11 protein-coding genes are annotated in these 12,522 nt (G+C 38.8%); 4 read left to right on the plus strand and 7 right to left on the minus strand.

Annotated elements, in window-relative coordinates; genetic code table 11:
• Positions 1-79: 79 nt before the first annotated feature.
• The 4 genes from fabD to yceD all read right to left on the minus strand — a co-directional run bounded on the left by fabD (position 80) and on the right by yceD (position 2,951).
• Positions 80-1,018: an ACP S-malonyltransferase gene (gene fabD, locus HRT55_RS17305; RefSeq protein WP_291623218.1), complete on the minus strand. Its 939-nt coding sequence runs from the start codon at positions 1,016-1,018 to the stop codon at positions 80-82.
• Positions 1,019-1,129: 111 nt separating this feature from the next.
• Complete coding sequence (gene plsX / locus HRT55_RS17310; RefSeq protein ID WP_291623220.1) at positions 1,130-2,179, minus strand: phosphate acyltransferase PlsX; 1,050 nt, start codon at positions 2,177-2,179, stop codon at positions 1,130-1,132.
• Between the two features lie 40 nt (positions 2,180-2,219).
• Entirely contained in the window at positions 2,220-2,390 is a 171-nt protein-coding gene (rpmF, locus tag HRT55_RS17315; RefSeq protein ID WP_011043108.1) for a 50S ribosomal protein L32, read from the minus strand.
• A gap of 48 nt (positions 2,391-2,438) precedes the next feature.
• A complete protein-coding gene (yceD, locus tag HRT55_RS17320) occupies positions 2,439-2,951 on the minus strand; it encodes a 23S rRNA accumulation protein YceD (protein ID WP_291613533.1) in 513 nt (170 codons plus the stop codon).
• A 194-nt stretch (positions 2,952-3,145) separates the two neighbouring features.
• On the opposite strand from yceD, the gene HRT55_RS17325 reads away from it, so the two are divergent.
• Entirely contained in the window at positions 3,146-3,745 is a 600-nt protein-coding gene (locus HRT55_RS17325) for a nucleoside triphosphate pyrophosphatase (protein WP_291613535.1), read from the plus strand.
• 100 nt (positions 3,746-3,845) lie between these two features.
• On the opposite strand, the gene HRT55_RS17330 is transcribed toward HRT55_RS17325, so the two are convergent.
• Positions 3,846-4,535: an HAD-IA family hydrolase gene (locus HRT55_RS17330; protein ID WP_291623222.1), complete on the minus strand. Its 690-nt coding sequence runs from the start codon at positions 4,533-4,535 to the stop codon at positions 3,846-3,848.
• Positions 4,536-4,540: 5 nt separating this feature from the next.
• Positions 4,541-5,722, minus strand: a complete 1,182-nt coding sequence (rluC, locus tag HRT55_RS17335) for a 23S rRNA pseudouridine(955/2504/2580) synthase RluC (RefSeq protein ID WP_291623224.1) — start codon at positions 5,720-5,722, stop codon at positions 4,541-4,543.
• A gap of 693 nt (positions 5,723-6,415) precedes the next feature.
• Between rluC and rne the strand changes: the two genes are divergently transcribed.
• The 3 genes from rne to HRT55_RS17350 all read left to right on the plus strand — a co-directional run bounded on the left by rne (position 6,416) and on the right by HRT55_RS17350 (position 11,609).
• Positions 6,416-9,541, plus strand: coding sequence for a ribonuclease E (gene rne / locus HRT55_RS17340; protein ID WP_291623226.1), 3,126 nt, complete (start codon positions 6,416-6,418; stop codon positions 9,539-9,541).
• 613 nt (positions 9,542-10,154) lie between these two features.
• A complete protein-coding gene (locus HRT55_RS17345; protein ID WP_291623228.1) occupies positions 10,155-10,586 on the plus strand; it encodes a DUF4339 domain-containing protein in 432 nt (143 codons plus the stop codon).
• An 84-nt stretch (positions 10,587-10,670) separates the two neighbouring features.
• Entirely contained in the window at positions 10,671-11,609 is a 939-nt protein-coding gene (locus HRT55_RS17350) for a DUF4339 domain-containing protein (protein ID WP_291623230.1), read from the plus strand.
• Positions 11,610-11,761: 152 nt separating this feature from the next.
• Here the strand turns inward: HRT55_RS17350 and HRT55_RS17355 are convergent, their stop codons facing one another.
• The gene (locus HRT55_RS17355) at positions 11,762-12,409 is read right to left on the minus strand and encodes a bifunctional 4-hydroxy-2-oxoglutarate aldolase/2-dehydro-3-deoxy-phosphogluconate aldolase (RefSeq protein WP_291623232.1); all 648 of its coding nucleotides are present in this window, start codon (positions 12,407-12,409) and stop codon (positions 11,762-11,764) included.
• Between the last annotated feature and the right edge of the window lie 113 nt (positions 12,410-12,522).

Consider the following 12,522-nt stretch of genomic DNA (forward strand, 5'->3'; position numbering starts at 1 on the left):
ACATTAATAATATTTTGCTAGTTTCTGTCAGCTATTTAACAATAACTTAGCAATGATTTAAAATTATCGATTGTTTTACTTAACTATTAATAAGATCTTTTGCTTGTTGCAAAGTATCATTAGTGTTGTAGCTCACACTTTTTAGTGATTTGTTAATCCGCTTATTTAAGCCTTGCAAGACCTTACCTGGACCCACTTCAACAACTTTTTCGATACCTTCACTGGCAAGTTGGCTGATAGTTTCGCTCCAACGAACCGGTGAATATAGTTGCTTAACCAAGGCGGCTTTAATTGCTGCGCTTGCTGTTTCTTTAGCTACATCAACATTATTGACCACATTAATGGCTGGCACTTTAAAGGTCACTTTATCGAGTTCAACGGCCAACTTAGTGGCAGCATCAGTCATTAAAGCACAGTGCGATGGCACGCTTACTGGTAGCGGTAAAACGCGTTTGGCGCCTGCCTCTTTACATAGTACTCCAGCACGTTCTACGGCTTCTTTATGACCGGCGATAACCACTTGGCCTGGAGAATTAAAATTCACCGCAGAAACCACTTGTGTTTCTTTTGCCGTGGCACAGGCTTTAATAGTCTCATCGTCGCTTAAGCCAATAACCGCAGCCATAGCGCCAACACCTGCAGGTACACAGGCTTGCATAAATTCACCACGTTTTTCAACCAGCACTACCGCTTCACTTAAGGAAAAAACACCGGCACAAACTAAGGCAGAATATTCGCCTAAACTGTGACCAGCCATAACATCGGGAGTCACATCAGACTCGGCTTGCCAAACACGCCATAAGGCAACACTAGCAGTTAACAATGCTGGTTGGGTAAAATTGGTCTGGTTGAGTTTTTCTGCTGGGCCTTGAGCAACTAATTGCCACAAGTCATAACCCAAAGCTTTAGAAGCTTCGGTAAAGGTTGCTTGTACAATACTATTTTCTACAAAGTCACTGAGCATGGCAACAGTTTGAGAGCCCTGCCCTGGAAATACGAATGCTAATTTATTTTGCATCTTGATTCTCTATTTAAGTTCTATTTAGTAAATACGATTATTGATTATTTTTATTGAAGTTAATGCTGTCGATTTTGTTACTTATCGAGACGCTGAATCAGCTATGAATCACTATCGAGCAGAAAAACCGTGTTCTAAAGAGTTTTTGATTTTTTCAGGTACTTGCCTTTCAACTTCTTTAACCGCTTCCATAATTGCGGCTAAAAAAGCACCTATATTGGCATTACCATGACTCTTAACGACAATACCACGTAATCCTATCAAACTTGCGCCATTGTACTGGTCGGGGTTCATGGTTTTAAACAACTTTTTAAAGCTAGGTTTTAACAAGGAACCAAACAATTTAGCCACTAAACTCGCATTAAAGGCCGTTTTTGACTTTTCATAAACTAAGCGAGCGACACCTTCACAGGTCTTTAAAGCAACATTACCAACAAAACCATCACAGACAATGACATCGGCTTTATTAGAAAAGATATCACAACCTTCTATAAAACCGACGTAGTTAATATCTTCATTTTCTTTTAATTCAAGTGCGGCAAGTTTTATATGATCGCTGCCCTTAATGGCTTCTTCACCCATGTTGAGTAAAGCAATGCGCGGTTTAGTAATGCCATCGACTTGCTCGGCCATTACTGAGCCCATAACACCAAATTGGTATAATACATGAGAGTCACAAAAGACATTGGCGCCTAGATCAAGCATAAAGACATGTTTATCTTTATCATGGGTAGGTAGAGATGAAATAAGTGCTGGGCGTTCGACCCCGGGTAAGTTCTTTAAGACAAAGTGTGCCATTGAAAATAGTGCACCGGTATTACCAGCACTGACACAGGCTTGTGCACGCCCGTCATGAACGAGATCAAGCGCTTTACGCATTGATGAATCTTTTTTAGTACGCAAAGCCACAATAGGTTTATCGGTCATAGAGACGACTTGTGAAGTAGCGAAAATACTTAATTGTTTATGAGTAGTTAATTTTTCTTTAGAAATATGGAGACGAGCAAGAGTTTCTGTAATGATTAGTTCATCACCACAAAGAATGAGGTGCAATTTAGGCTGTTGCTTTATCGCCATTATTGCTGAAGAAATTGTTATAAAGGGGCCTTGGTCGCCCCCCATAACATCTAACGCGATGGTTAGATTAGTATCTAAGCTCAAGCGCGAAGCCTAAACTATTTTACTATAACAAAGTAATCGCTTAAACAGCGATTACTTTAACGCCTTTGTAAAAGCCATCAGCCGTTATATGGTGACGACGATGCGTTTCACCTGATACTGGATCTACTGATAAGTTTTCTGGTGTAACTGCATCATGTGAACGGCGCATGCCACGTCTTGAACGAGACTTTTTGCTTTTTTGAACTGCCATGAGTTTCTCCTAAATCGGTTATTAGTTAAAGGGCTGTATGCTTATTAACTACTTGAATTGTTTTAATACATCAAATGGATTTGGCTTCTCAAGCTCTTCTGGCAATTCACCCCAAACTGAATCAGCATCTGCTGGACAGTCTCGAATTTTATGCCGTGGAATTAATGGAAGAATAAGCATGAACTCTTCTTCTATTAATTCGCGTAAGTTTACTTCACCATTTTCATCTAATTCTACTACGTCATAATATGACGGAATTTTTTCAGCGGCTTCCTCATTTTTGGCCGGACTAAAAGTAAACTCTACTTTAAGTTTATGGTCAAAATTTTCGTTACACCGCTGACAAGTTAATGCAACTAATGTCGAGCTCGTACCTGACATTACTGTCAAACCACGTTCATCGACATCAAACTTAACACTAACTTTGACTTCATCGCTTCGGCTTTCGCATTCAGCAAGTAATCGAGTCATATCTGACAATTTAAACGCACCTTCACACACAAGTCTGCGCTGTGCACTACGGGATGGGCTAATTGTTATTGGAAGTTTAAGATTCTGCATAAGCCGCGCATATTATAGTCCCTATAGGCAAGTGTCAAAAGAAAATTGCACTATTTTGTTTAAAAGCTCAAGATAGCTCCAATAATAGTAATAATTGCTTAATAATTGTTTATTTAGACAACGTTTGTCATTCAAATAATCAATTGCGTTAACTTTACCTGCTCAACTCATCATTCTCATTTTAAAGGCTCAATATGAAAACCTTAGTGCTAGGCTCTACCTCTGTATTTCGTAAAACCATTTTAGAAAAACTGCAATTACCGTTTAACTGCGCAAAACCTAATATTGATGAAAGTGCTCAGCAAGGTGAATCACCACAGGCTTTAGTTGAGCGCCTTGCCATTGAAAAGGCAAAAGCGGTTACCGCACAGTACCCAAGTGCTTTAATTATTGGTTCAGACCAGGTAGCTGTATGTGAAGGAGAAATTATTGGAAAACCCCATAATTTTGACAATGCGGTTATACAATTAACTAAATTTAGCGGTAAAAGCATTACCTTTTATACGGGGCTTTGTGTCTATGACAGTAAAAAAGATACTGTGGCGGCTTTAGTCGAGCCCTTTATCGTGCATTTTAAACCATTAAGCCTAGAGGAAATCACTAATTACCTTCAAGCCGAGCAACCTTATAACTGCGCTGGTAGCTTTAAAAGTGAGGGTTTAGGAATATGTTTATTTAGTCGACTTGAAGGGGATGATCCAAATACTTTAATAGGTTTACCCTTAATTAAGCTAGTTGCCTTATTAAAACAACAGGGTATCGATGTATTGGCCGAGCAAAACAAGATTCATTAATAGAGTATAGAAATGATAAAGGCAGTCCCCTTAGGGACTGCCTTTATATTAAGTGTCATTGCAGATACTCGTGCATAAAATCATAAGGCGTTAGCGGCCCCTAAGCAGGCAGTAATAACTGCTGCAACTCTGCCAAAGAGTCAACAATGGCTTTTGGTTGATAACGGTTTAATACCTCTCTATCATGCACTCCTAAAGTGATACCAATCCTATCAACTCCCGCTGCTTGCGCCATTTGCATATCATAACTAGTATCACCAATCATAACAGCCTGCTCGGGTAAAATGTTCAGTTCTGTCAATAGACTTAAGACCATTTGCGGATCAGGTTTTGACCGCGCTTCATCGGCACAGCGTGAGGCATGGAAGAAGTGCTCAGTTTGGCTTTCACAAAAAACCCGTTGTAAACCTTGCCGCCCTTTACCTGTTGCTACCGCAAGCAGTGTATTATTATCCTTAAGCGCAGTTAGCAGTGACAGTGCATTATCAAATAAAGGGGCTGGCGGATTATCACCCTCGACATATTGATATTTATATTGACTGAGCATCGCGGTCAATTGCGATTGGGAGCTATGCGGAAACAGAATATCCAGTGCGATAGGTAAACTTAAGCCAATGATCTCTTTTACTTGCATTGCTGTTGGCATCTCTAATTGACAATGATGTGCAGCGGCTTGCATTGCCGAAACAATACGAGCAACCGAGTCCATCAAGGTGCCATCCCAATCAAAGATAACTAATTTATATTTAGGCTTATATTCAGGCATAAGGTCAGGTATAAGGTCAGGCATAGCGTTTATTCTTTTACCAGTTTAGATAACAATCGCTCTAAACTTGCCTCTAATGGCGCTTCAATTTTCATGCGTTGCTCCGTTACAGGGTGAGTAAATTCAATACTCGCCGCATGTAAGAATAATCTCTTTAAGCCTTTACTCTTCATTTGCTCATCAAACTCTTCATGACCATACTTAGCATCCATGGCTATGCAATGACCACTCGTTTGACAGTGAACACGTATTTGATGTGTCCTGCCTGTTACTGGGAAAGCCCTTACTAGGGTTGCGCCGCGATAACGCTCTAACACCCTAAAGCGTGTTTCAGACTCTTTACCATTTTGGTTGTCGACAACGACAACACGTTCACCCGATTTCAAATCATTTTTCTTTAGTGCTGCAGTCACTCGAGTCAGTTTAGTAGGCCAATGGCCTTTAACTAAGGCGTGATAAAACTTCTGTACATTTTTATCACGAAACTGTTCATGTAAACTGCGTAAAGCCGAGCGTTTTTTAGCGACAAGTAAACAACCTGATGTATCTCTGTCTAATCTATGTACCAATTCTAACATCCGCGCTTCTGGTCTTAACGCACGTAATGCTTCAATTAAGCCAAAACTCAAACCACTACCGCCGTGTACTGCCATACCGGAAGGTTTATTAATAACAATTAATCGGTCATCTTCAAACAATATTTGCTTTTCTAAATTAGCAACAATACTTAATCCCGTAGAAACAGCATCTTTTTGTTCAGAAACTCTAATGGGAGCAATACGTACTTCATCATTAATGGCTAACTTATAAACCGGTTTAATTCGTTTTTTATTAACCCTGATTTCACCTTTACGCATAAGGCGATAAAGATGGCTTTTAGGAACACCTTTAAGGGTTCTTAATAGAAAATTGTCGATACGTTGCCCTGCATCTTCACTATCTATAGTGATATAACGCACCTTAGGCCTTTCCACTTCTTCTGCACTTTTAATTTGCGCAGTATCTTCAACAGGTTTTTTTTCATGCTGGATCTTTTTTACAACAGGTTTATTTGCTTGTTGTGTCTTTTTTATAGCAGGCTTATTTGAATGCTTTATCTTCGTTACAACAGATTTTTTGGCATGCTGTGTCTTTTTTACAACAGGACGTTGTTGATGGTTTGATTTATTTTTATTCACGTGATTAGCTTTTTGAGTGTTTATTTCTTTCATAACGGCAGTTTAACACATTTTATTTAGCGAATAATGCAATTAACTTCCTTTATTATTAGCTAATAAGCAAAGATAGTGGGATAATAAAAGGGTTATTAGTTGATATTTAACGCTAACACCGTATTAAGCAGCCATATGAAAAAACTAACATTAGGCTAATCGACGTAACAATTTAACCCTAGAAGCTTTAAAGAGAGACGTAAGAGGCAAACTGCGGCCACATTAGTATGCGACATTTTTTTTTGTTAATTGTACCTTTTAGGCGCTAACATCATAAAAATAAGACATGCTGATAGTACGGCCTATTGCATAAACTGACACAGGTAATTATCGCTTTTGAAAGTTACCCGATGTAGATTGTCAAAAAAGCATAAACAGTTTTAACAATTTGATTTTAAGATGTTATTAGCCCAGCACCATAAAGCAATTATTATAAAATAATACCAAAGCGATATAAGCTGGTATTTTGCACAGCACACAAGCTGAGCACATAAAGAAACAAATTAACATTGCCTCGCTCAATTAAGGCAGTGATATTGAAAAAACAATCAGAATTTATAACAGCTTAACCTGGTTTTATGACAGGTTAACCCTGACAACCGTGAGGCTGACAAATTGCTGTTACCAGAAAAACAGATTGCTTTGTGTCCTAAGCAAATGGTGTGTTGTGACTAAAAATGAGTCCGACAAACTATGAAACGTATGTTAATTAACGCTACCCAATCAGAAGAATTGCGCGTAGCACTAGTAGATGGCCAAAAACTTTACGATTTAGATATTGAAAGTCCTGGTCACGAACAAAAAAAATCAAATATTTATAAAGCAAAAATCACCCGTATTGAGCCTTCATTAGAAGCAGCTTTTGTTGATTATGGCGCAGACCGCCATGGTTTCTTACCAATGAAAGAAATTGCACGTGAATACTTCCCTAAAGGCTATACCTTTCAAGGCCGCCCAAACATTAAAGAAGTGTTGCGTGAAGGCCAAGAAGTTATCGTTCAAATAGATAAAGAAGAACGTGGCCAAAAAGGTGCTGCACTTACTACATTTATCAGTCTCGCCGGTAGTTACCTCGTTTTAATGCCAAATAATCCTCGTGCAGGTGGTATCTCACGTCGTATCGAAGGTGATGAACGTACCGAATTAAAAGATTCTTTAAGTAAGTTAGAATTACCTAAAGGCATGGGCTTAATCGTAAGAACCGCGGGTGTTGGTAAAGATTATGACGAATTAGCTTGGGATCTCAGTGTACTTTTACACCATTGGCAAGCAATCAGCGATGCAGGAAAAAGTCGCCCTGCCCCTTTCTTAATCCACCAAGAAACAAACCTTATTTTACGTGCTATTCGTGACTACTTACGTCGTGATATTGGTGAAGTATTAATTGATCGCCCTAAAACCTTTGAAAGTGTTAAAAAACACATTGAAGTGGTTCGCCCTGACTTCTTAAACAAAATAAAGCTTTACACCAGTGATGTACCTTTATTTACTCATTACCAGATTGAAACTCAAATTGAAACGGCTTTTCAGCGTGAAGTACGTCTACCTTCTGGCGGTTCAATAGTTATTGACCCAACAGAAGCGATGACATCTATTGATATCAACTCTGCGCGTGCCACTAAAGGTAGTGATATTGAAGAAACTGCTTTTAATACCAATTTAGAAGCAGCTGAGGAGATTGCTCGTCAATTACGTTTACGTGATTTGGGTGGATTAATCGTTATTGATTTTATCGATATGACTCCGGTTCGTCACCAGCGTGAAGTGGAAAATAGAATGCGTGATTCTGTTCACCAAGACAGAGCCCGTATCCAATTAGGTAAAATATCTCGCTTTGGCTTGTTAGAAATGTCTCGCCAACGATTACGTCCATCTATTGGTGAAACTAGCCAAGGTGTATGTCCACGTTGTAGTGGTACCGGTCATGTACGTGGTGTTGAGTCTTTAGCTTTATCTGTATTACGTTTAATGGAAGAAGAAGCCATTAAAGACAATACCTTGCAGGTACAAGCACAAGTACCTGTACCTGTTGCTACCTATCTATTGAATGAAAAGCGCCGCTCAGTTATGCATGTTGAAAAACATCATAATGTCAGAGTTCTGATCATTCCTAATCCACATATGGATACTCCGCAATACGAAGTACTGCGTGTTAAGAATGATGAAACAGTCGTTGAAGCAAGTTATGAATTACCGGTAAAAGAAGCTGAACTTGAAGAAGCTAAAATGCCTAAGTTTGATAAATCTGCAGCGAAGCGTGACGAACCATTAATTCAAGGGATGACAGCACCGACACGTGCTCCTAGACCTAGTGATAAGGCAGATAAAGCTGACGACACTACAATAGCAAAGCAAGAGAAACCTAGTGGCTTCTTTGCTTGGTTGAAGAAGCTTTTTGTTGCTGAAGAAGTTGTTGAAGAAGTTAAAGAAAGCAGCCCTGTTGATAAACCTAGACGTTCTCAAGGTAGACGTGACAGTCAACAAGGTAAACGTCGTAACAGTCGTGGTGGCAACCGTAATCGCAATGACCGTAGTGAACGTACTGAACGTACTGAACGAAATGGTGATAGTTCAACTACTCACTCAAGCAACAGTGCTAATGAATCAAGAAGTCCTCGTCCTGCACGTGCTGACGAACAGACTAAACCTAAGAGACAAGCCCGTAAAAATGACAACCTAGATAAAGATAATGTTGTTAAAGAAGAGAAAAATACTGAACGTCGTCAACGTAGAACGAATCGTAAAAAAATACGTATTCAGTCTGCAGATAAAGCTACCGACTCAGCAGAATCTTTAACAGCCGTTAAAGCGACTGATAATGAACAGCTTAACAAGCCAGTGGTAGACGTCGAAGTTAATATCGAAGTGAATAATGAAGACAGACCACGCAATAGACGTTCACCTAGACACCTAAGAGCAAATGGGCAGCGTCGTCGTCGTAATAACAGTGCTGAAAATAATGCTGAAGTTTCACCAGTAAACCAAGCATTGACTGCTGAACCGGTAACTGCCGATGAATCCGTAGCAGCGCGTTACCCTGCGGCTGCGGTTACAGAAACAGCAGAACAACAAACGGTAGAGACTACTGCAAATGAAGTTAAAGTAACTACTGAAGAAGTTGTTAAAGAAGCTGTCGTTGAACAAGTGAATGCTGCGCCCGTTGTAACTGCTGTTGAAGAACAGTTAAGTACTCCTGTAGTAATAGATACGCCGAAAGCCGAAGAAGTTTCAACCGCAGCGGTTGTTGAGCCAGTAATTGAGCCAGTAATTGAGCCAGTAATTGAGCCAGTAATTGAAGCTAAACCAGTGACTGAAGTTCAGCAAGAGTTACCTTTAGAGCAACAAGAAGAAATTGCTACGACTAAAGAAGCTTCACCTGAAGTGAAAACAGAAGTTGTCGAAGCTACTGTTGAAACTACAGTTGAAACAGTGGTGACAAATCAAGCGACTGAAACTGTTGAGCCAGAAACGGCAAGTGTTGTTACTCCGGTAGCTATTGCGACTGAAACTGCCGATACCAATACCAATGCGCCAGAGGAAAAGGTTGAGGTAAAAGTTAAACCCGCTAAGAAAGCAGCTCCTGTAGCTAAAAAATCGGCTCCAAAGGATAAAAAGCTAGCGAGACAAGTGAAGAAAGCAAATCGCCTTTCTGGTCGTGCAACGGCGCCAATGACAAAAACAGAAACCATCACTACCATTAAAGACATACCAACAAGCTTTATGGCTGATAACGAGCGACTAGCTCATCAATCATCAGGTAGAACGGCTATCACGGCTGATGTTGTGAACCGTAGTAGCGCGCAGGCAACTAAGCCTTAGCAAAACACCTACGAAAAATACAAAGCCAGTTATAAACTTTATAACTGGCTTTTTTTTGTCTAAATTTCAGCTACTTTAATCACAATAATTATTATTCAATTAAAGCAAAAAGGTATGTGATACCAATCTGTATAAGAAAGTGATCGCTTAGCGATAGTTTAAAGGCTTAGAGGCAAGGCATTGATTGAAGAGAATGGTTATTCCCTTGTCAAAATTAATAACGCCGATTATAAGCCTTTAAAAATCGTCCTTCGGGAATGTATGAGTACCATGATAACGACACAAAACCTGTTTGATATAGAACGTAACTATATCTATACAACTTTTATTTGTTCTAATGTCGCTCATATCATTCTAAGTGGTCACTTCTTTATACTGAATGGTATTAATTATGCCATTAAAATATAACATTTATATTACAAGCTATATGGATGGTAATCTATAAAGGCTATACAGGACTATAACTTAGCATTAACAAAATAGCTTGACTGTTGGTCTAGGCTAACGTTAAATAGTTAAATAGTAGAAGACCAGCTGTTAATAAATGATATAGGTCATAATTGTTACCTAGTGAATAGTAAGGTAACGGATAAAAAAGAGAGTAATAATTATTATGAAAAAATGGTTTTTTTCTGACAATGGTGAAGTAACAGGTCCTCTAGGGCTAAAAGAGTCAAACGATTTAATTGCTAAAAATCCAGATTTATATGCTTGGCACCCTTCTTATACTCATTGGGTCCCGGTTAGTTGTATTAATGAATTTGAAAGCACTATCACACCTCCTCCTCCGCCAATAGAGATCCCGAGTGACCTTATTGATGATTTAATTGGCGAAGAAAAAGAATTAATTACCACCTTAGAACGTATCGATAAAACGATTAAAACTACTTCCGACTCTTTATATGAAATAGATACTGACTTAGATAATTTTGGCCAAGTTGCTCATAATTTAACGGAACAAGTTAGAGTGGTAGTGAAGACCATTGAAGAGCAGTATGCCTCTCTACAGAAGAACCTAGCTAACGTAATTAAAACTGATTACTAATAATATTGAGTTGTTTTAACTAGCAGCTAACTAATTCATCAGCTTAATTATAAAAACTAAAGTTAACAGATAAGAGTATTTACAATGAAAAAATGGTTTTTTTCAAATAATGGCGAAGTAACTGCCCCATTAGACTTAGACGCAGCAAAAGATTATTTAGCCAGCAACCCCAATGTATATGGCTGGCATCCTTCCTTTAATCAATGGAAACCGGTCAATTGTATTAGTGAATTTGTCGACGTACTACCACCAACAGTACAAGCGCCATTAATTCCAAAAGCAATATCTGACAAATTTTTAGCAAAAAAACAACGCTTAGAAGCAAAGTTAACCTCAATTGACGACAGTATTAATCACAGTCAATCATCTTTAGGTAAATTTGAACAACAAATTGCCGACTATAAAGACTTAACAAAAAACTTAAATGATGATGTTAAAGGTGCTATCGATAACATCGAGAAAAAATACAAAAGTTTAAGCCGTAAGCTATCGCAAGTTAAAGACGCGGTGCATATTGCAGAAACAGAAATGTCTGAAGTTGTTGACGACTTTGCACATAGAATGAGCTCTAATGACATTTTTATGCCCTCTTGTAATCAAAGTACAGCGATGCCACAAGACTATTCAAGTACAGCATTAGCAGACAGTGCTCATGCAAGCAAAGCCAAACTGGCTCAACAGAAATTAGCAACGCCTCACAGACGCGAAACTCAGGTTGAAGAAGCAGCAATTGCAGTACAAGAGCCGGTAAAAGCGCCTGATAAGAAAGAAGTTAAAAAAGCGGCGAAGAAAACAGAGAAGCCGGCCAGCAAATCACTTTTATATGACACATACGAAGCCAATCACTCTCCTAAAGACAGCTTCAATGGCATGAAAAATATGATGAAGTCGGTCTTTAAAGGCGATAATAAAGTAGACAAGATTGAAAAAGAACAGAAAGTAGAAAAAGTAGAGACAAAGAAAGCTAAAGATGAGCCTTTATCAATGGCTGAACGTTTAAAGATGGCACAAAACAACCAATAAAATCGTTACTGCTTTAGTAATAATATAATTATGAGTAGTCCTTAAAACGACATCAAAAAAAGCCAGTCATTATTTAAAATGACTGGCTTTTTTATTATTAATAAGCAGTAAATGTTTACCGAAAAGGCTAAACATTTACATTTATGGCAAGGCTATTTTACATGCGCTAATGCTTGTTTAGCTAACTTGGTAATTTCAGACCAAGTCTTATTCTCAACGATATCACTTGAGACTAACCATGAACCACCACAACAAACAACATTAGGTAAGGCTAAGTAGTCACGAACGTTATTTAAATTGATGCCGCCGGTTGGGCAAAAACGAATATCAGGGAAAGGTCCACCAATTGATTTGATAGCATTTACACCACCAGATGCTTCTGCTGGGAAAAATTTCAAGTGGTCATAACCATAATCAGCGCCGTCCATAAGTTCTGAAATTGAAGATATACCTGGAATTAGCGCAATATTGCCTTCATTACCCGCTTGTAATAAATCCTTAGTTAAACCTGGGCTAATCGCAAATTTAGCGCCAGCATCATAAGACTGTTGTAGCTGATGACGATTGGTCACTGTACCTGAGCCGATGATTGCTTCTGGCAACTCTTTGGCTATGATACTAATCACATCAAGCGCAGCTGGTGTACGTAAGGTCACTTCTAATACCTTAACATCCGCAGCTAATAATGCTTCAGCAATGGGCAGCGCATCTTCAACATTATTGATTACGAGTACAGGAACAATTGGTCCCATGTTGAAAAGGTCCTTTGGCATAATTTTCCAATTTCTTGATACTGTCATAAATCCTCTTTATCTTTCATTGCGATCCTTACCCTATAGATAAGTATCACTAGATTCTTTTTAATTATTATCGCTAAGCACTATCAAAGTGTGTTTAGCGAGTACTTGTATTA

It is taken from the genome of Colwellia sp. (genome assembly GCF_013214175.1).
Taxonomy (GTDB): Bacteria; Pseudomonadota; Gammaproteobacteria; order Enterobacterales; family Alteromonadaceae; genus Colwellia.